This is a genomic window from Amycolatopsis sp. NPDC059235, assembly GCF_042754125.1.
GTDB lineage: Bacteria > Actinomycetota > Actinomycetes > Mycobacteriales > Pseudonocardiaceae > Amycolatopsis > Amycolatopsis albidoflava.
Genome location: NZ_JBHZAG010000034.1, coordinates 25,925 through 44,499, shown reverse-complemented (window position 1 = coordinate 44,499; position 18,575 = coordinate 25,925). Strand labels below are relative to the sequence as shown.

General features: G+C 68.2%; 20 protein-coding genes. 10 read left to right on the top strand and 10 right to left on the bottom strand.

Annotated features, from left to right (window positions below; translation table 11 throughout):
• Positions 1-191 precede the first annotated feature (191 nt).
• The 3 genes from pdxH to ACFXI3_RS22605 all read left to right on the top strand — a co-directional run bounded on the left by pdxH (position 192) and on the right by ACFXI3_RS22605 (position 3,018).
• Positions 192-857: a pyridoxamine 5'-phosphate oxidase gene (gene pdxH, locus ACFXI3_RS22615; protein ID WP_344288353.1), complete on the top strand. Its 666-nt coding sequence runs from the start codon at positions 192-194 to the stop codon at positions 855-857.
• Between the two features lie 265 nt (positions 858-1,122).
• Positions 1,123-2,418 carry an MFS transporter gene (locus tag ACFXI3_RS22610; RefSeq protein WP_378401894.1) on the top strand — a complete coding sequence of 432 codons (1,296 nt, stop codon included), beginning with the start codon at positions 1,123-1,125 and terminating at the stop codon, positions 2,416-2,418.
• 36 nt (positions 2,419-2,454) lie between these two features.
• Positions 2,455-3,018: a DUF3558 family protein gene (locus tag ACFXI3_RS22605; protein ID WP_344288349.1), complete on the top strand. Its 564-nt coding sequence runs from the start codon at positions 2,455-2,457 to the stop codon at positions 3,016-3,018.
• A 63-nt stretch (positions 3,019-3,081) separates the two neighbouring features.
• Here ACFXI3_RS22605 and ACFXI3_RS22600 read toward each other — a convergent pair whose 3' ends face one another.
• Together ACFXI3_RS22600 and ACFXI3_RS22595 are read right to left on the bottom strand one after the other, a co-directional pair.
• Positions 3,082-4,710 carry a thiamine pyrophosphate-binding protein gene (locus ACFXI3_RS22600; protein WP_378401892.1) on the bottom strand — a complete coding sequence of 543 codons (1,629 nt, stop codon included), beginning with the start codon at positions 4,708-4,710 and terminating at the stop codon, positions 3,082-3,084.
• On the bottom strand, positions 4,707-5,495 hold the full coding sequence (locus ACFXI3_RS22595) for a cyclase family protein (protein WP_378401890.1): 789 nt from the start codon (positions 5,493-5,495) through the stop codon (positions 4,707-4,709). Before ACFXI3_RS22595 ends, ACFXI3_RS22600 begins: the two co-directional genes overlap by 4 nt.
• Before the next feature lie 257 nt (positions 5,496-5,752).
• Here ACFXI3_RS22595 and ACFXI3_RS22590 point away from each other — a divergent pair, with 257 nt between their 5' ends.
• Positions 5,753-6,895, top strand: coding sequence for an aminotransferase class V-fold PLP-dependent enzyme (locus tag ACFXI3_RS22590; RefSeq protein ID WP_378401888.1), 1,143 nt, complete (start codon positions 5,753-5,755; stop codon positions 6,893-6,895).
• Between the two features lie 9 nt (positions 6,896-6,904).
• Complete coding sequence (locus ACFXI3_RS22585) at positions 6,905-8,341, top strand: amino acid permease (protein ID WP_378401886.1); 1,437 nt, start codon at positions 6,905-6,907, stop codon at positions 8,339-8,341.
• Here the strand turns inward: ACFXI3_RS22585 and ACFXI3_RS22580 are convergent, their stop codons facing one another.
• Complete coding sequence (locus ACFXI3_RS22580; RefSeq protein WP_378401884.1) at positions 8,342-8,905, bottom strand: TetR family transcriptional regulator; 564 nt, start codon at positions 8,903-8,905, stop codon at positions 8,342-8,344.
• An 86-nt stretch (positions 8,906-8,991) separates the two neighbouring features.
• Here ACFXI3_RS22580 and ACFXI3_RS22575 point away from each other — a divergent pair, with 86 nt between their 5' ends.
• A complete protein-coding gene (locus tag ACFXI3_RS22575; protein WP_378401882.1) occupies positions 8,992-9,717 on the top strand; it encodes an SDR family oxidoreductase in 726 nt (241 codons plus the stop codon).
• On the opposite strand, the gene ACFXI3_RS22570 is transcribed toward ACFXI3_RS22575, so the two are convergent.
• Genes ACFXI3_RS22570 through ACFXI3_RS22555 form a run of 4 tightly spaced genes read right to left on the bottom strand, consistent with a single transcriptional unit; the run spans position 9,704 to position 12,700 of the window.
• Positions 9,704-10,456, bottom strand: coding sequence for an MBL fold metallo-hydrolase (locus tag ACFXI3_RS22570; RefSeq protein WP_378401880.1), 753 nt, complete (start codon positions 10,454-10,456; stop codon positions 9,704-9,706). The two genes, ACFXI3_RS22575 and ACFXI3_RS22570, sit on opposite strands and share 14 nt — an antisense overlap.
• Positions 10,457-10,464: 8 nt before the next feature.
• The gene (locus ACFXI3_RS22565; protein ID WP_378401878.1) at positions 10,465-11,313 is read right to left on the bottom strand and encodes an MBL fold metallo-hydrolase; all 849 of its coding nucleotides are present in this window, start codon (positions 11,311-11,313) and stop codon (positions 10,465-10,467) included.
• Positions 11,310-12,125: an MBL fold metallo-hydrolase gene (locus ACFXI3_RS22560; protein WP_378401876.1), complete on the bottom strand. Its 816-nt coding sequence runs from the start codon at positions 12,123-12,125 to the stop codon at positions 11,310-11,312. Before ACFXI3_RS22560 ends, ACFXI3_RS22565 begins: the two co-directional genes overlap by 4 nt.
• Positions 12,125-12,700: a TetR/AcrR family transcriptional regulator gene (locus ACFXI3_RS22555; RefSeq protein ID WP_378401874.1), complete on the bottom strand. Its 576-nt coding sequence runs from the start codon at positions 12,698-12,700 to the stop codon at positions 12,125-12,127. Before ACFXI3_RS22555 ends, ACFXI3_RS22560 begins: the two co-directional genes overlap by 1 nt.
• 105 nt (positions 12,701-12,805) lie before the next feature.
• Here ACFXI3_RS22555 and ACFXI3_RS22550 point away from each other — a divergent pair, with 105 nt between their 5' ends.
• From ACFXI3_RS22550 to ACFXI3_RS22540, 3 genes are read left to right on the top strand one after another with little or no spacing between them, the layout of a single operon-like run.
• Positions 12,806-13,711 carry an aldose 1-epimerase family protein gene (locus ACFXI3_RS22550; RefSeq protein ID WP_378401872.1) on the top strand — a complete coding sequence of 302 codons (906 nt, stop codon included), beginning with the start codon at positions 12,806-12,808 and terminating at the stop codon, positions 13,709-13,711.
• The gene (locus ACFXI3_RS22545; RefSeq protein WP_378401870.1) at positions 13,678-14,181 is read left to right on the top strand and encodes a GNAT family N-acetyltransferase; all 504 of its coding nucleotides are present in this window, start codon (positions 13,678-13,680) and stop codon (positions 14,179-14,181) included. The genes ACFXI3_RS22550 and ACFXI3_RS22545 overlap by 34 nt, the downstream gene beginning before the upstream one ends.
• A 20-nt stretch (positions 14,182-14,201) precedes the next feature.
• Positions 14,202-15,422: an amidohydrolase gene (locus ACFXI3_RS22540; protein ID WP_378401868.1), complete on the top strand. Its 1,221-nt coding sequence runs from the start codon at positions 14,202-14,204 to the stop codon at positions 15,420-15,422.
• A gap of 31 nt (positions 15,423-15,453) precedes the next feature.
• Here the strand turns inward: ACFXI3_RS22540 and ACFXI3_RS22535 are convergent, their stop codons facing one another.
• A complete protein-coding gene (locus tag ACFXI3_RS22535; RefSeq protein WP_378401866.1) occupies positions 15,454-16,062 on the bottom strand; it encodes a Uma2 family endonuclease in 609 nt (202 codons plus the stop codon).
• 109 nt (positions 16,063-16,171) lie between these two features.
• Positions 16,172-16,969: an NmrA family NAD(P)-binding protein gene (locus tag ACFXI3_RS22530; RefSeq protein WP_378401864.1), complete on the bottom strand. Its 798-nt coding sequence runs from the start codon at positions 16,967-16,969 to the stop codon at positions 16,172-16,174.
• A 67-nt stretch (positions 16,970-17,036) separates the two neighbouring features.
• Between ACFXI3_RS22530 and ACFXI3_RS22525 the strand changes: the two genes are divergently transcribed.
• Complete coding sequence (locus ACFXI3_RS22525; RefSeq protein ID WP_378401862.1) at positions 17,037-17,399, top strand: winged helix-turn-helix transcriptional regulator; 363 nt, start codon at positions 17,037-17,039, stop codon at positions 17,397-17,399.
• Here the strand turns inward: ACFXI3_RS22525 and ACFXI3_RS22520 are convergent.
• Positions 17,396-18,541, bottom strand: coding sequence for an acyl-CoA dehydrogenase family protein (locus ACFXI3_RS22520; protein WP_378401860.1), 1,146 nt, complete (start codon positions 18,539-18,541; stop codon positions 17,396-17,398). The two genes, ACFXI3_RS22525 and ACFXI3_RS22520, sit on opposite strands and share 4 nt — an antisense overlap.
• Positions 18,542-18,575: the final 34 nt, after the last annotated feature.

The window sequence follows — 18,575 nt, the reverse complement described above, 5'->3', positions numbered from 1 at the left end:
GGGCTGTATCGATCAGGGACCGGCCCGTGAACGGCGAGTTACAACTCGGCGTCCTGCGGTTACGGGCTCATGGCGGGCCGGGCGTGGCAGGAGTCACCGTTCGGTGGGTTTCGCCGCGACCGGCGACCCAATACCGTCGCTGGATAGCCGTGATTCGACACCCTCACCAGGGGTAACGGAGGTTGGGCCGGATGACACCGGAGATCGACGAGGCGGTCGTGCGGCTGCCTGGCATGCGGGTGGCTTACGACAGCGCGCCGTTTGACGAGTCGGCGCTCGCGGCCACGTGGCATGACCAGCTGGAAAGCTGGCTGAGCCAAGCGGTTTCCGAGGCGCTCGCGGAGCCCAACGCGATGGTGCTCGCGACCGCCGACGCCGAGGGCAGGCCCTCTTCGCGCACGGTGCTGTGCAAGGGCTTCGACGAGCGCGGCGTGGTTTTCTACACGAACTACACGTCGACGAAGAGCCACGACCTCACTGCCACGCGCTACGCGTCGGCCACCTTCCCCTGGTACCCGCTGCACCGTCAGGTGACGGTCCGCGGCGAGGTCGAGAAGGTCAGCGCGGACGAGACGGCCGCCTACTGGGCCCAGCGCCCGCGCGGTTCGCAGCTGGGAGCGTGGGCGTCGCCGCAGTCGCGAGTGGTCGACGGACGGCGCGCGCTGGACAACGCCCTGCGCAACATCGAACGCCGCTTCGCCGACGTCGAGCACATCCCGGCCCCGCCGCACTGGGGAGGCTGGCGCATCCGCCCGGACTTCGTCGAGTTCTGGCAGGGCCGCGAGGACCGCCTCCACGACCGCCTCCGCTTCCACCGCACCCACGACGGCTGGCACGTGGAGCGGCTGGCTCCCTGATCTTCGGGCTGTTTTCGGACGCCGCCCCCGGGCTTTGACCTGGGGGCGGCGTTTTCGTTTCACGGACCTCGCCATCGCGCGCCGGGCCCGCCGCGGCCCGTGCGAACGTCCGTGAGGGGAACCCTGAGGGAATCAGAGTCCCTCAGGGTTCCCCTCACGGACATCAGCGGGACCGCGTGGCCCGGCCGTCGGCAATCCCGTCCTGACCAGCCTGCGGGGAAAATCACCTGCACCAGCTTCGTTAGCGCAACTAAGCTGATAGCTCGTGACCGCAGAACCGGGGATACGCCCGCCCCGCAACGGGGCCCGCAAGCTCCTCGGCCGGATCGTCGTCGACACTCGTCCGCTCAAGATTCCGGCTTTCCGGCGGCTGTGGATGTCCACCGCGGTCACCGCCGTCGGTTCGCAGCTCACCGCGGTCGCGGTGCCGAAGCAGGTTTTCGATATCACCGGATCGTCCGGTTACGTCGGGCTGACCGGCGCGGTCGCGCTCGTGCCGTTGCTCGTGTTCGGGCTCTGGGGCGGGGCGATCGCCGACGCCGTCGACCGGCGGAAGCTGCTGCTCGTCACCAACGTCGGCGTCGCGGTCACCTCCGCGCTGCTCTGGCTCCAGGCGTTCACCGGGATGCATTCGGTCTGGCTCGTGCTCGGGCTGCTCGCCGCGAACCAGGCGTTCTTCGCGATCAACATGCCCACTCGCGGCGCGGTCGTCGCGCGGCTGGTGCCCGCCTCGCTGCTGCCGTCGGCGAACGCGCTCAACACCACGATGGCCACGTTCGGCGCGGTGTTCGGGCCGCTGTTCGGCGGGGCGCTGATTCCGGTGATCGGTCTGTCCACTTTGTACCTGGTGGACGTCTGCGCCTTGGCGATCACGCTGATCGCGGTGTGGCGGCTGCCCTCGATCCCGCCGCTCGGCGAGGGGGCGCGCAAGGCGGGAATCGGGTCGGTCATCGACGGATTCCGTTATCTGGCCAAGCAAAAAGTGCTGCTGGCGTCGTTCGTCGTGGACATTATCGCGATGGTCGCCGGCATGCCGCGCGCGTTGATCCCGGAGATGGCCGAGCGCACGTTCGGCGACCCGCCCGGCGGCGGTCCGGCGCTCGGCCTGCTCTACGCCGCGCTGCCCGCGGGCGCGATGCTGATCGGGTTGTTCTCCGGCTGGCTGCACCGGGTGCAGCGGCAGGGGGCCGCGGTCGTCATCGCGATCTGCTGCTGGGGCGCGGCGATGGCGGCGTTCGGGCTCGCGCATTCGCTGTGGCTGGCGCTGGTGTTCATCGCGCTCGGCGGCGCGGCGGACATGGTCAGCTCGGTGTACCGGCAGGCGATCCTGCAGACCGCGACCACCGACGAGATGCGCGGGCGGCTCCAGGGCGTGTTCACCGTGGTCGTCGCGGGCGGGCCGCGGATTGCCGACCTCACGCACGGCTGGTCCGCGGCGGCATGGGGGACCAAGGTCTCGGCGACGGGTGGCGGGCTGCTGGTGATCGTGCTGACGGTGGCCTCGCTGGCGGTGCTGCCCGGGTTCTGGCGGTATCGGGCTCCGGTTGAAGAGGGCCACTGACAGGGGCATTACTCCAAACGGAATAGCATGCCCGATATGCGTGCATACCCGATCGCTTTGTTGATCTCCGCCGCCGCTGTTCTCACTGCCTGCTCCTCCGGCGAGCAGAAGGCAGCCGCGCCGCCGCCCGCAACCAAGGCCCCGTCGTCTCAGCCCTCCTCGTCCGCGCCCGCCGGCAAGGCGTCGGACACCTGCGCTCTGCTGCCGTCCGACGACGTCAGCAAGGCGATCAAGATCCCCGGCATCACGTCGAAGGCCGGCCCCGCCCACGACAACCCGAGCAACGGCGGCAAGGCCACGAGCTGCGAATACCTCGTCGAAGGCAAGACCGCCGGCGCGCTGGCGGTGACCCGTTACGAGGGCCGCAAGGCCAAGGCCGCCGACATGATCGCCGCGATCAAGAAGGCCAAGCCGGGCGCGGTCGACGTGCCGGGCTTCCCGGACGGCGCGGTTTTCTACACCGACGAGCAGAAGACCGCCACGCTCGCCGCGGCCAAGCTGTCCAACGGGGTTCCGGTGCTGGTCAACTACACCGGGCCGGTCAAGATGACCAAGGAAATGATGACCCCGCTCGTGCACACGGCGGTCGCCAAGGCCTGATCGGCCGGCTTTCCGTCCGAGTCCGATTGCTGTACGGCCTCTCGAAGGAACGCAAGCGGGCGCTCAGTGATGCGTCATCGCGGCCTGGAGCCACCAAGCGCTGAACCCGGCGATCTTCGCGTCGACCACCAGCGGACGGTCCAGACCGGCGGCGACCCGGGTCGCTACTTCTTCGAGGTCCTCCTTGGCGCGGACGGTGACCGCATCGCAGCCGTAGCCGCGGGCGATCGCGGCGATGTCCGTGTCCGGGAACGTGACCGTGTCGGCTGGGTGTCCGCCGGGCTCGAAGAAGTACACCTCGGCGCCGTAGGCGTGGTCGTTGTAAACGACGATCAGCATCGGCAGCTTCAGGCGTACGACGGTTTCGAGTTCGGCGATGCTCATCAGGAACCCGCCGTCGCCGCAGGCCGCGACCGGGAAGCGGTCCGGCTGGGCGAGCGCCGCGCCGATCGCGGTGGCCAGTCCGAGACCGATCGACTGGAACGCCTGGGTGAAGCAGAATCCGTTCTCGTCCGGGACGTCGAGGTACATCGTGGGGTAGCCCATGAAGTTTCCCGAATCGACGCCGACGACGCGATTGGCCGGAATGATCTCGTCCAGCGCGGCGGACAGGGTGCGCGGGTCGATCACGTCGGCGGTCCCGGCATCGTCGTGTTCGTTGTCGCGCCAGCGGATTTCCCGGTCGATGCGGGCTTTCAGCTCATCAGTGCGATATCCATTGTGGACATCGAGCTGTTCGGCGACCGCCAGCGCCGTACCGGCGACGTCGCCGACGATGCCGAGGGTGACCGGCCGGTTCCGTCCCAGTGCGGCGGATTCCAGGTCGACCTGTACGAGCGTGGTCTCCGGCGAAAGCAGGCTTCCGTGCGCAGTGGTCCAATCGTTGAGTGCGGAACCCCAGCCGACGACGACATCCGCACCCTGGATGAGTTCGGCCGTCAGCGGCGAAGAAAACCCTCCGGACACTCCGATCGCCCACGGCTCGCCGGTGAACAGTCCTTTCGCGACGGCACCCTCAGCGAGCAGCGCGCCGCAGCGGTCGGCCAGTGCGACCAGTTCGGTCCGGGCGGCTCGGGAACCGCGTCCACAAAGGAATACCGGCCGTTCGGCTTTCCGCAGAATCGAAGCGAGCGCCTGCACCTCCGCCTCGGCGGCGCGCGGCTGGGGCAATGGCGAAATGGGGGTCAGGCCATCGAGAAGACTCTCCTCGAACGGCTCCGCCTGCACCTCCAGCGGGAGTCGCAAAAGGACAGTCCGCCGGTCGCGCCGCGCTTGAGTGAACGCCCGCGCTGCGTCCGCCAAGGCGGTTTGAGCGGACCGCACCAGGATGCTGCTCGCTCCGACGGACCGGGCGAGCGCGTCCTCGTCGATGTGAAAGTTCGACAGCGGATCCGTCGCCTCACCGGTGACGATGACCAGCGGCGTCCGGCTTTTCGCCGCCTCCCCGATCCCGGTGGTCGCGTTGCCGAGCCCGCAGCCCTGATGCACCGACACCGCCGCGACCTCGCCGCTGCACCGGGCGTAGGCGTCGGCCATCGTGGTCGCGCCGCCCTCGTGCCGGGCCGCGACGAACTCGGCCCCGCCTTGAATCAAACCGTTGGTGAAGTGGAAATTTCCGCTCCCGACAACGCCGAACGCCTTGCGGACGCCGAACCGGGCCAACGCGATCCCGACGGCTTGTGCGACGTTCACGCCGGCACCACCGCGAGCACCCGCGCCGGGCTGCCGGTGCCGCCGACGATCGGCAGCGGGCAGACCACGACGAGCGCACCGGCCGGCGGCAATGAGCCGAGATTCTGCAACGAGGTGATGCCGTACTTGTCCGCGGCGAGCAGATGGTGGTGCGCGGGCATCGGCGGGTCGAGCGCGAAGCCGTTTCCGGCGTCGATGCCGACAGTTTCCACGCCGTAGCCAGCGATCGGCGTCTCCTCGGCAAGCCACTTCGCCGCCGCGGCCGAGATGCCGGGGGTGTGGCTGGCGCCGTCGGAGAAGTTGAGGAACGCGTCGCGGTCTTGCGCGTACTGGTCCCAGCCGGAGTGCACGAGCAGCCAGCCGCCCGGCCGCAAGGGACCGTGCTCGGCTTCCCAGGCCTGGATGTCGTCGATCTCCAGCAGGAAGTCCGGATTGTCGGCGACGCGTGCGGAGATGTCGAGGACGTGCGCGGGCCCGATCAGCCTGCCGACCGGAAGCTCCGAGACGTCCGCGCCGTCGCGGTTGGAGATCCAGTGCCGCGGCGCGTCGAGGTGGGTGCCGATGTGCTCGCCGGTGTGGATGTTGTTGTGCCGCCACAACGGTCCGGAATCGTCGAACTCGCTGACCGATTCGAGGCTGAAGTCGATCAGATTCGCGAACGGCTCGGGCAGCTGCAGGGTCGGAGTGGCGGCGCTGAGCTTGTTGGTGAGGTCGACGACCTGCAGCCGGCCCTCGGCCAGCTGGGTCAGGAGCTGGTCGACCGCGGTCTCGGCGGGGATGCTCATCGGTGCGTCCTCTCGGTCGCGGGGCGCGCTATTGCGGATCCTTGACGGTCGTTGACAGCGCGGAAGGCCATATCTACAGTACCGGTTTCAGCAGCACTGACGGAATAGCTGTCAGAGATCAGTCAGGGTGAACACGGAGCCTCGACCAGGGCTTCCGGAGCCGCAAGGCCGCCGGGACGGAGCATCGACGCACGGTGCTCGCGCCGTTACGGTGGCGAACGGACCGGTCTCGCCCGCCAGTCAAGGAACGGAGTGTCGTGACCGACCAGCCCAGCCCAGCCGCTTTCCGGGCGCATTTCCCCGCCTTCGCCGACTCGGTGCACCTCGCGAGCTGCAGTCAGGGCGCGCTCTCGGACGCGCTGACCGCGGAGCTTTTCGAGTTCCAGCACACGATCCGCGAGCACGGGGCACCGTGGGACAAGTGGATGGTGAAGGTCGCCGAGGCGCGAGAACTGTTCGCTCGGCTGATCGGCGCGGACGCGGATGACATCGCCGTTGTGCCGTCGGCGTCCGAAGGGGCGTATCAGGTCGCCTCCACGCAGGCGTGGTCGCCGCGGCCGGGAATCGTCACGACCGACCTGGAATTTCCTTCACTGGGCCATGTTTGGCTCGCGCAGCAGGGCCGCGGTGCGGACGTCCAGTTCGTCGCCCACCGCGACGGCCTGGTCGACACCGAAGATTACGCCGCGCTCATCAACGAGCAAACGCAGTTGGTATCCGTCCCGTTAGTCAGCTACGCCAACGGTCTGCGGTTCCCGGTGCGCGAAGTTGCCACGCTGGCCAGGGAAAACGGGGCCCGGAGCTTTGTCGACGCCTATCAGGGCCTTGGCGTCGAGCCGGTCGACGTCGCCGAACTCGGTTGCGACTATCTCGTCAGCGGAAGCTTGAAGTACCTGCTCGGCATCTCCGGGATCGCCTTCCTCTACGTACGGCCAGGCGTGCGCGACGAGGTTTCCCCGCCGCTGACCGGCTGGTTCGGCCGCACGAACCCGTTCGAATTCGACCCGCGACACCTCGACTATCCCGAGCACGCCCGCCGGTTCGAGACCGGGACGCCGTCGATCCCGTCCGCCTACGGCGCGGTCGCCGGGCTGAAGTTGCTGCACCAGTTGGACGCGCACCGGGTGCGTGACCACATTGGAGCGTTGACCGGGCAGCTGCAGCAGCGGCTGCTCGACGCTGGGGAACAGCTCCGGTCGCCGCTGGACGACGCGCGGCGCGGTCCGCTCGTCGCGCTGGCCGACCGGGATCCCGACGCGCTGGCGGCGTTCCTCGCCGGGCGGCGGATCGTGTGCAGTGCCCGCGGCGACGTGCTGCGGATGTCCTTGCACTACTACAACGTCGAGTCCGATCTCGACGCCGTCGTCACGGCGATCGCCGAGTACCGGGCGAGCCAGTAGGGAGCAGACATGGCCGAGTCCCCGTCCCCGAACCGGCTGCAGCGGAGGCTGCGCGGCAGGCAGTTGACCATGATCGGAATCGGCGGGGCCATCGGCACCGGCCTTTTCCTCGGATCGAGCCTGGCGATCTCGCACGCGGGGCCGGGCGTCGTGCTCGCCTATGTCCTTTGTGGACTTGTCGCGCTGGCGATTTCCTGGGCACTGGCCGAAATGGTGGTGGTGCACCCGGCCGCGGGCGCGTTCGGCAGCATCGCGCAGAAGTATCTCGGCGCGGGCAGCGGGTTTGTGGTGCGCTGGGCGTATTGGGCGATGCAAGTGATCGCGATCGGCGGCGAGACGATCGCGGCCGGCGTGTACGTCCAGTTCTGGTGGCCGCAGATTCCGTTGTGGGTGCCGGTCGCGGTGTTCTCGCTGCTGGTGATCGTCGTCAACGGCGCGGCGGTGCACATTTTCGGCGAGTTCGAATACTGGTTCGCGATGATCAAGGTGTGCGCGATCCTGGTGTTCGTCGCGCTCGGCTTGATTCTCGTGTTCTTCGGCCTGCCGAAGGCGCCCGCGCCCGGTCTGACGAATCTCAGCGTGAGCGGCGGGTTCTTGCCGAACGGTGTGTCCGGACTGTTGCTGGCCATGGTGTTCGTGCTGTTCAGCTACATCGGCACCGAGGTGGTTTCGGTGACCGCGGCCGAATCCGAGAACCCGACCCGCGACATCCCGCGCGCGGCCCGGGCGATGGTGGTGCGGCTGGCGATCTTCTATGTCGCGGCAATGCTCATCGTTGTGTTGGTGGTGCCATGGACCGTCACCGGCGAGGGCGGCTCAATCACGGCCAGCCCGTTCGTCCGCGTCTTCCAAGCCGCCGGGGTTCCGGCGGCGGCGACGATCATGAACTTCGTGGTACTCACGGCTGCGTTGTCGAGCGCGAACACCAACCTCTACCTCACCACGCGCATGCTGCATTCCCTTGCCGAGCACCGATTCGCCCCGTCCTGGGCGGGACGGCTGACCAGGTCCGGAGTGCCGCGCAACGCGCTCGTGCTGTCCACCGCGGGCCTCGTGATCGCGACCATCCTGTCCAAGAATTCCGATTCCAACGCGTATCTGGTGTTGTTCGGCATTTCGATCTTCGCCGCGCTCGTGGTGTGGATGATCATTCTGGTGACGCATTTGGCGTTCCGGATCCGCCGCCGACGGGCCGGGCTGCCGCCGTCGCCAGTGCGGTTGTGGGGCGCGCCGGTCGTGAACGTCGTGGTGATCGCTTTCCTGGCCACCGTGCTGATTTCGACGTTCTGGATCGAGCGTCTCGACCCGGCGTGGAAGTTCGGGATTCCCTTCTTCGTCCTGCTGGTGGTGGCTTACCTGGTGCTGCGGGCGACTGGGCGCACGAAGCAGGCCGCGGAGGCGGAATTGGAAGACTCGACGTTGGTCGAGGTGCGCGAAAAGGCGTGATCACGGGGTCAGGTGGGCGGCGAGTTCGGCTGCCGCCTCCTGTACCTGCCCGGCGAAATCCGTGTCCGCAGGCTGATCGGACCATCGCTCGAACGCGGTTTGAAAGACCGCGGTGCCAACCTGTGCGAGCATCTTCGCGCTCGATTCGGTGGCTCCCCGTTCCCGTAAAGCGTCAACGACTGCTGCGGTGACGGCCGCCAGTTTCGTCCGCTCGCGTTCCTGCAGCTCCGGACTGGACGCGATGATCGCGCGGCGTTGTGCGGCCTGCGAAACCAGACCAGCGAACAAATCGCCAGCGTCGACCAAGGCGGCCAGCAGCGCTTGAAACGGCGGCAGCGAGGGGTCGGCGCGCCGGACGGCGTCGGCCATCGCGTCCGGGAGCTGCTCCGACCCGGCGAACAGCACGTCGCGTTTGTCCGCGAAGTAGCGCGAGAACGTGCGCCGGGTCAGCCCGGCACGCTCGGTGATCTGTGTGACCGTGGCGTTCTCGTAGCCGTGTTCGGCGAACAGCTCCAGCGCTGCCGCGCGGAGCCGCTCCCTGGCTTCCGGATCCCAACGCGGCATGAAGCGATCTTAACAGTGATGACGCAGTGGGTCATCACTGTTACTGTTGATGTCTCACTGAGTCATCAACCAGGAGGAGATCCATCATGTCTTTGGCTGACCAGCGGGTTGTCGTCATCGGCGGCAGCTCGGGCATGGGATTGGCGACCGCACGCGCCGCAGCGGAGGCGGGCGCGTCCGTCACGATCGCGGCGAGCGGCAAGGCGCGGCTGGACGCAGCGCTCGCCGAATTGCCGGACACCTGCGAAGGATTCATCACCGACGTACGCGACGACGAGAACGTCGCGGCCCTGTTCGAGCACGTGGGCACGCTCGACCACCTCGTGTACACCGCAGGCGACGCGCCACATCAGCAGCCGCTCGCCGACCTGTCGCTCGATGACGCGCAGAGCGGGTTCTATGTCCGTTACTGGGGCGTCGTGAGTGCGGTGAAGCACGCCGCGCCGCGGATCCGGCCGGGCGGTTCGATCGTGCTGACGTCCGGGATCGTCGGCGTGCGCCCGATGCCCGGCGCGGCGCTCGCGGCCGGTTCCGTGGGCGCGATCGAGGGGTTGGCGCGCGGGCTGGCCGTCGACCTGGCCCCGGTGCGGGTCAACACCGTCCGCCCGGGGCCGGTCCACACGCCGATGTGGGACGCGCTCCCGCAACCACAGCTGGACGCGATGGTCGCCGCGTTCACCGAACGGACGCTGACCAAATCGGTCGGTGAGGCGGACCAGGTAGCGGCGACCAATGTGTATTTGATGGAGAACAGTTTCGTCACCGGCGCGGTGATCACCGTGGACGGCGGGTTCGTGCTTACTGGAAGCTGACCTGCTCGCCGGGCTTGAGCAGATGCAGCCGGTCCGCCAGGCCAGCTTCGGCGAAAGCCGGGCCGAGCGTGTCCGGGCCCTGCGTGAAATGCGCCCAATGCTCGAAGTGCAGCGGGACGACCTGACGCGCGTTCAGGATCCGGGCCGCCTCGGCCGCGCCGTCGCTGGGCAGCGTGAGGTAGGCGTCGCCGACCAGCGGTGTCTGGGCTCCGCCCGCGAACAGGACGGCGATGTCGATCCGCTCGAAGCGTTCGGCGATCTGCCGCACGACGTCGAGAGAAGCGTTGTCGCCGCTGACGTAGACGGTCGGCTGGCCTTCGCTTTCGAGCACGAAACCGGTGACTTCGCCGACGAGATGCGCACTGCCGTCCGGCCCGTGCTGTGCGGGAACTGCGGTGACGCGGACGCCGCTGAGGTCGTAAGACTCCCAGTTGGCCAAGGCTCGAACCGGGTCGCCGATCCGTTCCCTCGCCGAGGCGGTGGACAGGACGAGCGGGGCGGCGAGGGCGTACTTTCGCCCCGCTACGTCCAGGTTGTCGGGGTGCTGGTCGTGGGAGAGCAGCACCGCGTCCACCTGGCCGACCTCTGCTGCGGTGACCGCAGGACCAGCGGTTTTCGCGAGCTTGCGGGCGCCGATCGGGTAGTCGCCGGCGGCGTCGAAGGTCGGGTCGGTGAGCAGGCGGGTCCCGCCGTACTCGATGAGGGCGGTCGGGCCGCCGACGTACTGGATGCGCGTCATGCGGGTACTCAACTCGGGGAGGGCTGCGCGGTATTCCGGCGCAGCGCCTGGAATTCGACCTGGCTGTGCGCGCTGAACACCGAGACCTCGTCCTGCTTTTCGCGGGCGAGGGTCTGCAACCGGGCGAGGTTGGCGCGGCGGGCCGATCCGTCCATCTGGTTGATCGCCTCGAACGCGCGCATGCCCGGCGGGCAGTGCGGGCGCACCGGGGCGACTTCGCCGTGGAAGAAGTACGCGTCGCCGGCGTGCAGGAGCCAGCCGTCGCCGGTGTCGACCGCGACGCCGGAGTGGCCGTGCGTGTGGCCGGGCAACGGGACGAGCAGGATTTCCGGCGGCAGTCCACGCAACGGTTGCACGGCGTCGAAGCCGAACCACTTTTCGCCGGCTTCGTCGTAAGTGCTCCACAATGGACTGTGCGCGAATTGCTCGGCGCGGTACCGCGTTTTCTCCGGGAAGCTCTTCGGGTTGTCCGCGGCGCGGCGTTCGGTGGTGCGGACATGCACTGTGGCGTCAGGGAAATCGGCGAGACCGCCGGCGTGGTCGACGTCGAGGTGAGTCATCACGATGTGCCGGACATCGGCGGGATCGTGGCCCAATGCGTTGATCTGCGCCACGGCGGTTTCTTCCATGATCGGTTTCGCGCCGACCATCGCCATGAACGGACCGCCGAGCCAGCGCCGCGATTCGGTGACGCCACGGGTGCCGAAGCCGGTGTCGACCAGCACGAGCGAGTCGTCGGTCTCGACCAGCAGGCAGTGCGCCACGATCGTGCTGCGCCGCAGCATCCCGGGACGGCCGTCGAGCGCTTTGCCGCCGAGCGGGCGCATCGTGCCGCAGTTGAGGTGGTGCACCTTCATACTGTGCTCCTCTCGCTGAGCCGGACGAAATCGGTCAGGTCGTGCGAGGCGAACACGGTCACCTCGTCGGCGTGGTCCCGGCGCAGCTCGCGCAACCGGCGCTGGTTCTCGCGCCGCGGCCCGGGCAGCGTCTGGACCCGCCGTTCGAACATAGCCAATCCGGGCGGGCAATAGGAATCGGTGTCGATCTCCTGGTGGAAGAAATACGCGTCGCCCGCGTTGAGCACCCAGCCGGACCCGGTGTCGACGGCTACCCCGGCGTGCCCGACGGTGTGCCCGGCGAGCGGCACGAGCGCGACTCCCTCGACCTCGTCCAGTTCGCGGACCGCGTCGAGGCCGAACCAGCGGTCGCCCGCGTCCGAATAGGACTTCCACTGTGGACCGTGCCGGAACTGGACGTCGCGGTAGCGCGGGTTTCCGGTGCGGTAGGCGTCGAGTTCCTTGCCGTAGACGTGCACGCGGGCCTGCGGGAAGTCGACGAGCCCGCCGGCGTGGTCGAGGTCGAGGTGGGTGAGGACGATGTCGCGGACGTCGGCCGGGTCGAAGCCCAGCGCGCGGATGCGGCTCAGCGCGGTTTCGTTTTCGTCCGTCATCGGGTTCGACGTGCGAAGGAAGCGCGAGCCGAGCCAGCGCGCGGCATCGGTGACGGTGGGCGAACCCATTCCGGTCTCGATGAGCGTCAGCCCGGTCCCGGTTTCGACCAGCATGCAATGGCACACAAGGGTGGCGCGGCGCAACAGCCCGGGCTTTCCGTCGACCAGCCGGCCGCCGATCGGACGCATGGTGCCGCAGTTGAAGTGATGTACACGCATTAGGCGAACTCCCGTTCGACAGTGGTGTGCAGATGGGCGGCGATAGCTTGCAGCGGCGCGGTGTCCCGCCGGGTGCGTGCGAGCAGCAACGCGCCTTCGATCGCGGAAAGCACGATGGTCGCCAGCGAAGCAGCGCGTTTTTCGGGAAGACCGCGCTCGGTGAAGTAGGCGGAAATGCCGCGCAGCCAGCCTTCGTAACCCTGGTCGCACGCGGCGCGGATTGGCTCGCTGTCGGCGGCTTCCAACGCGACAGTCGCGATTGGACAGCCGCAGCGGAAGTACGATTCGGACAGTGAAGCGGCCAGGGCGGCCACGATGAGGTCGATGGCGGTGGCCGGATCCGGTGCGGCAGAGGTGATTTCGCGGAACTGCCCGGCCAGCCGCTCCCCGGAAAGCTGTACCGCCTCAGCCGCCAGCTGTTCCTTGCCGCCGGGGAAATGGAAGTACAGCGAACCCTTCGGGGCCCGGCTTTCGGACACGAGCTGCGTCATCCCGGTGGCGTGATAGCCCTGGGTGCGAAACAGCTCAGCCGCCGATTCGAGCATCCGGCGGCGTGTGTCGGTGCGGTTGACCATGCGCCCACCGTAGCTCAAACTATGACGACCGGTCTAGTTAGTTTCGAGCCCGGTTAGTGTTCGAGCGCTGCCCGCCCGGCGCGGCCGATCGGTAACCTCAGCGCCATGGCGAACCCCACCGGAGAGCAGTTCGAGATCACCCGCGGCAACGCGCGCGCCGTCATCACCGAGATCGGTGCCGGGCTGCGCGCGTTCGAGATCAGCGGAGTGCCGTACGTCGAGACGTTCGCCGAGGACGAGAAGCCGCCGAAGGGGCTCGGCCAGGTGCTGCTGCCGTGGCCGAACCGGACCAAGGGCGGCAAGTGGGAGTTCGAAGGCGAAGAGCAGCAGCTGGAGATCACCGAGGAAGCGCGCGGCAACGCCATCCACGGCCTGACCCGGCACCTGGAGTGGGAGCTGCTGGAACACGCGGAAACGTCCATCACGCTCGCCATCGACGTCGAGGTGCAGCCCGGCTGGCCGGTCCCGCTGCGCGCGACGATCACCTACGACCTGCAGCCGCGCGAGCTCGTCATCACGCACGAGATCCGCAACGAGGGGGAGAAGCCGATCGGCGTCGGCGTCGGGACGCACCCGTACTTCCGGATCGGCGACGCGCCCACCGACGAGCTGACCCTCACGCTGCCCGCCACGCGCGTCCGGCCGTACGAGGGCGATCAGCAGATGCCGTACGCGGACGAGCAGGACGTCGAGGGCACCGAATACGACTTCCGCCAGGGGCGCGTGCTCGACGGAGTCGACCTGGACACCGCGTTCGGCGGGCTGGAACTGGCCGCGGACGGCACCCGCCACCACGTGCTGTCCCACGGCGACCGCCAGCTGGTGGTCTGGACCGGTCCGGACTTCCGCTGGGTGCAGGTGTTCACTCCGGACGACCTGACCGGCCGCGGCCGCGCGGTGGCGATCGAGCCGATGACCTGCCCGGCGGACGCGCTCAACACCCGCACCGACCTGATCGAACTGGAGCCGGCCACGTCGTGGACGGGCAGCTGGGGGATCCGGGTCCCGTGAAACTCGAACTGCTGACCGGCGCCGACGCGGGCGAGTTGCTGACCCTGCAGCAGGCCGCGTACATCACCGAGGCGCGGGCGCACCAGAACTTCGACCTGCCGCCGTTGATGGACACCCTCGACCACGTGCGCGCGGCCATCGCCGACCCGTCGATCACGGTCTGGGGTTTCCGCGACGGCGGCAGGCTGGTGGCGAGCGTGCGGATGCGAGTGGACGGTCCGGCCGGCGAGATCGGGCGGCTCGTGGTGGCACCGGATCGCCAAGGCGAGGGACTCGGTACCGCGCTGCTGGCGGCGGCCGAGGACGCGACCCCGGCGGAGGTGACGGTGTTCCGGCTGTTCACCGGCGAGCGTTCGGCCGGGCCGCTCTATTTGTACCGAAAGCTCGGTTACCGCGAGACGCATCGCTCGCCGGAAGCGGACTATCAGTTGGTGCACCTGGAAAAACCCCGGATGCGCGAACCCGGGTGAGTTCGTTAGCGTGTCAAACTATGGCTTACAAGGCGATTGTCGGGGGCTATGTGGTTCCCGTCGGCGCCGCTCCGATCGAGGGCGGCACTGTGCTCATCGAAGACGGCCGGATCACCCAAGTCGGGGCTGAGGCCGACGTCGAGGTGCCGGAGGACGCGGAGCTGGTGGACGCGTCCGGCAGCTGGGTCCTGCCGGGATTCATCGACGCGCACGCGCACCTCGGCGTCCACGAGGACGGCGAGGGCTGGGCGGGCAACGACACCAACGAAATGACCGACCCGAACGGCGCGCGCTTCCGCGCGGTCGACGGGATCGACCCGTACGAACCGGGTTTCGACGACGCGCTGTCCGGCGGCGTCACGAGCGTGGTGATCAAGCCGGGGTCGGGCAACCCGATCGGCGGGCAGACCATCGGTGTCAAGACGTGGGGCCGGTCCATTCTGGACATGACGTTCGCCGAGCAGGTGAGCGTGAAGAGCGCGCTGGGCGAGAACCCGAAACGGGTGTACGGCGAGAAGAAGGTCACCCCGTCGACCAGGCTCGGCGTGGCCGCGATCCTGCGCGAGGCGTTCACGAAGGCGCGCAATTACCAGGCGAAGCGCGACCACACACTGGCCGAGGGCAAGCCGTTCGAAACGGACCTGACCAACGAAACGCTGGTGAAGGTGCTGGACGGCGAGCTGTACTGGGACCAGCACGTGCACCGCGCCGACGACATGGTGACCGCGATCCGGCTCGCCGACGAGTTCGGCTACAAACTGGTGATCAACCACGGCACCGAAGGCCACCTGATCGCGGACCTGCTGGCCGAACGCGACGTCCCGGTGATCCTCGGCCCGCTGTTCACCACGAAGTCCAAGGTGGAACTGCGCAACCGAAGCCTGCGCTCGGCGGGGATCCTCGCGCGGGCCGGGGTGCGTATTTCCATCACCACTGACCACCCGGTCGTTCCCATCAACTTCCTGGTGTACCAAGCCGCGTTGGCGGTGAAGGACGGCCTGGACCCGGAGACCGCGCTGAAGGCACTGACGCTGCACCCGGCGCAGATGCTCGGCCTGGACGACCGCGTCGGCACCCTGACGCCCGGCTTGGACGCGGACGTGGTGCTGTGGTCGGGCGACCCGCTGGACGTGATGAACCGCGCGACACGGGTGTTCGTGCGGGGCCAGGAGGTCTACCACTTCGACGAGACGACCGGCGAGGGCGTGTCGAAGGATCGGCGGTACCGGGAAACTCGCTGAGGCCTTGATTGAGGCGGCCCGGGCGGCCGCCTCAATCGAGCAGCGCGGCGAGGTCGATTTCGGCGGGGAATGGCTCTGTGGTGCGGAATTTCCCTGTGACTGCCGGGGCATCCTGGTAACCGAGGTCTCCGGCTTGGTGGCAGGCGACGAGGGAGATGGGGTCGTCGAGGTCGAGGATCCAGTAGAACGGGATTCCGGCGTCGGCGTACTCGTCGTGCTTGGTGGCGTAGTCGGTGCGCTTAGAACCAGGCGAGACGATCTCGACGACGAGAAGGATCTCGTTGGCGCGGAGCATGTCCTCGTCGTGGTCAACGCGCGCTAGCGCGGCCTTCGTCGTGATCATCAGGTCGGGGCGACGAGAAAAGCCTGGTTCGCCGGGCGGAACCAGTTCGAGGTCGACATCTGTCTCGGCTACGGTTTTGTACCCGTCCGGCAGGTGGGGTCGCAGTTGATGCGCTAGCTCCAGCATGGCAACGCTGTGTCTTGGTTTAGGACTGGGCGACATCATCAAGCGGCCCTCCACGAGCTCGGTGAAGCCGGAGTCGGTTTCACCGAGGGCCGCGTATTCCTCGATCGACAGCAGGTGATCCGGGATCTCCCAGGGGAATTCACCACGCGTCGGCTCGGGAAGTGCTGTCACAGCGTCTCCTCACGTCACCGGCATTGTCTCACGCCTGCCGCGAGACTGTCAGTAACCATAACGACACGGAGAGCCATGTTTCGCCGCTGGGTTGATCATGCTCAGCGCTCTAGGGGCAGTAGTCCGCCAGAAACCCCCGCAACCCCCGCGGCGCACCACCGGCGACCGCGGCGAAGTCGTCCGACAACCAAGCCCCGTCCCCCTCCGCCAGCAGCTCGAAAACTTGCGCGTTCGACCCCGCCTCCGGCACCCCGTTCGACTCCATCGCCGCGCGATGCTCCTCAGCCGAGATCCGCCGATACTCCACCGCGCGGCCCGTCACCGAAGCCCATTCCCGCGCCACATCGGCGAACGTGACCAGCTCCGGTCCAGTCAGCAGATACGTCCGCCCGGCATGCACCGCCGGAGCAGTCGCGATCGCGGCAGCCGCCGCCGCGACGTCGCGGGCGTCGATCATCCCGATCCGGCCGTCGCCCGCGGAGCTCGAAAAGCCGCCGGTCGCAGAGATCTCCGGCGCGAGAGCCAGCAGATTCTGCATGAAGAAGTTCGGCGCGAGCAGCGTGTAGTCCATCCCGGACGCCTTGAGGTGCGCGTCGATCCGCGCGTGCTCCCGCCGTCGGGCGACGGGCGAATCGTCGACAGCCTTGTGGTTGGTGACCCGCACGACGTGCCGCACGCCGTGCGCAACCGCGCGATCGAGCACCGCCATCTGCGACGCCACGGCGGGCCCGATCAGCAGGAGAGTGTCGACCCCGCGCAGGGCCGCGTCGAGGGTGTCCGGGCGGTCGAAATCGCCGATCACCTCGTCGGCGCCGCCCGACGGGGTGCGGACGAGCGTGCGGACAGGTCCGAGCAGCCGGACGGCCTCGCGCCCGATTTTTCCGGTGGCTCCGGTCATCAAGATCATGCGACAAAGCCTGCTCGCCACCGGTATCGTTTGTGAAGAAGGCACCTCGACGATCTATAGGTACCCAATGGATACCAAGTATGCGAAAGCGTGCCCGTCGCGCACCGTGATGGACGTGCTAGCCAACAAGTGGACGCTCTACGCCCTCGGTCTGCTCCGGCAGTACGAGCGCCCGCTGCGGTTCACCGAGCTGCGCCGCGGAGTCGAGGGCGTCACGCAGAAATCCCTCACCCAGGTGCTGCGCAACCTCGAACGCGACGGGCTGGTCACCCGCACGATCTACCCGACGATTCCGCCGCGCGTGGAGTACGCGCTGACCGATCTCGGCCGGGACGTCGGCGCGTTGACCGGCGCGATCGCCGACTGGTCCAAAGCCAACGCGGGCCGCGTCCATGCCGCCCGCGCGGCTTATGACGACAGAAAAAACTAGGCGTTCTTCAGCGAACGCGCGATCACCATCCGCTGAATCTGGTTCGTCCCCTCGAAGATCTGCGGCACCTTCGCCTCCCGCATGTACCGCTCCACCGGGAAGTCCCGCGTGTACCCAGCACCGCCGAGCACCTGCACGGCGTCGGTCGTCACCTTCATCGCGCCGTCCGTCGCCACCAGCTTCGCGATCGACGACTGGCGCTGGAAGTCCAGGCCGCGGTCGCGACGGCGGGCGGCGTCCAGATAGGTCGCACGGGCCGATTCGACCGTCGCGGCCATGTCGGCCAGCAGGAACTCCATGCCCTGGAAGTCCGCGATCGGACGCCCGAACTGGGTGCGTCCCTTCGCGTACTCCACGGCTTCGTCCAGCGCGGCCTGCGCCAGGCCCACCGCGCACGCGGCGATCCCGAGCCGGCCCGAGCTGAGCGACGACAAAGCGATCTTCAGGCCCGCACCCTCGCCGCCGATCAGGCGGTCAGCGGGCACCCGCGCGTCCTCGAACAGCAGCTGCGCCGTCGGAGACCCGGTCAGGCCCATTTTCCGCTCGCGCGGAGCCGCCGAGAGGCCCGGAGTCGACGAGTCGACCAGGAGACACGAGATGCCGTGCCCGCCGTCGTCGCTCGTGCGGACCATCGTCGTGTAGAAGTCCGCGACACCGGCGTGGGTGATCCACGCTTTCGTGCCATTGACGACGTACTCGTCCTCGGAAAGCCGTGCGCGGGTGGACAGCGCTGCCGCGTCCGAGCCGGCCTGTGTTTCCGACAGGGCGTACGCGCCGAGCAGCGAGCCGCCCAGCATGTCCGGCAGCCAGCGGTCCTGCTGTTCCTCCGTGCCGTAGTGCGCGAGCGCGTAGCAGGACATCGTGTGCACCGACAGCCCGACACCGACGCTCATCCACGCGCCGGCGATCTCCTCCAGCGCCTGCAGGTAGACCTCGTACGGCTGCTCGGCCCCGCCCCAGCGCTCCGAGTACGGCAGGCCCAGCAGGCCGGACTTGCCCATCAGGGTGAACAGGTCGCGCGGGAACCGCTCGGCCTCCTCGTCGGCCGAAGCACGCGGTTTCAGCTCGTCACGGGCGATCTCCGTGGCAAGCGCGAGCAGGTCTTCGGACTCCGGCGTCGGCAGCAGACGGTCGACCGGCATGGTTCCTCCCAGAACGCGGTGGTACTGAAAACAG

What these genes read in the sequence shown, in the direction of transcription:
- pdxH (WP_344288353.1), top strand. Translation starts at nt 192, where the DNA reads ATGACACCGGAGATCGACGAGGCGGTCGTGCGGCTGCCTGGCATGCGG.
- ACFXI3_RS22605 (WP_344288349.1), top strand. Translation starts at nt 2,455, where the DNA reads ATGCGTGCATACCCGATCGCTTTGTTGATCTCCGCCGCCGCTGTTCTC.
- ACFXI3_RS22595 (WP_378401890.1), bottom strand. Translation starts at nt 5,495, where the DNA reads ATGAGCATCCCCGCCGAGACCGCGGTCGACCAGCTCCTGACCCAGCTG.
- ACFXI3_RS22585 (WP_378401886.1), top strand. Translation starts at nt 6,905, where the DNA reads ATGGCCGAGTCCCCGTCCCCGAACCGGCTGCAGCGGAGGCTGCGCGGC.
- ACFXI3_RS22580 (WP_378401884.1), bottom strand. Translation starts at nt 8,905, where the DNA reads ATGCCGCGTTGGGATCCGGAAGCCAGGGAGCGGCTCCGCGCGGCAGCG.
- ACFXI3_RS22575 (WP_378401882.1), top strand. Translation starts at nt 8,992, where the DNA reads ATGTCTTTGGCTGACCAGCGGGTTGTCGTCATCGGCGGCAGCTCGGGC.
- ACFXI3_RS22570 (WP_378401880.1), bottom strand. Translation starts at nt 10,456, where the DNA reads ATGACGCGCATCCAGTACGTCGGCGGCCCGACCGCCCTCATCGAGTAC.
- ACFXI3_RS22565 (WP_378401878.1), bottom strand. Translation starts at nt 11,313, where the DNA reads ATGAAGGTGCACCACCTCAACTGCGGCACGATGCGCCCGCTCGGCGGC.
- ACFXI3_RS22560 (WP_378401876.1), bottom strand. Translation starts at nt 12,125, where the DNA reads ATGCGTGTACATCACTTCAACTGCGGCACCATGCGTCCGATCGGCGGC.
- ACFXI3_RS22555 (WP_378401874.1), bottom strand. Translation starts at nt 12,700, where the DNA reads ATGGTCAACCGCACCGACACACGCCGCCGGATGCTCGAATCGGCGGCT.
- ACFXI3_RS22550 (WP_378401872.1), top strand. Translation starts at nt 12,806, where the DNA reads ATGGCGAACCCCACCGGAGAGCAGTTCGAGATCACCCGCGGCAACGCG.
- ACFXI3_RS22540 (WP_378401868.1), top strand. Translation starts at nt 14,202, where the DNA reads ATGGCTTACAAGGCGATTGTCGGGGGCTATGTGGTTCCCGTCGGCGCC.
- ACFXI3_RS22530 (WP_378401864.1), bottom strand. Translation starts at nt 16,969, where the DNA reads ATGATCTTGATGACCGGAGCCACCGGAAAAATCGGGCGCGAGGCCGTC.
- ACFXI3_RS22525 (WP_378401862.1), top strand. Translation starts at nt 17,037, where the DNA reads ATGGATACCAAGTATGCGAAAGCGTGCCCGTCGCGCACCGTGATGGAC.
- ACFXI3_RS22520 (WP_378401860.1), bottom strand. Translation starts at nt 18,541, where the DNA reads ATGCCGGTCGACCGTCTGCTGCCGACGCCGGAGTCCGAAGACCTGCTC.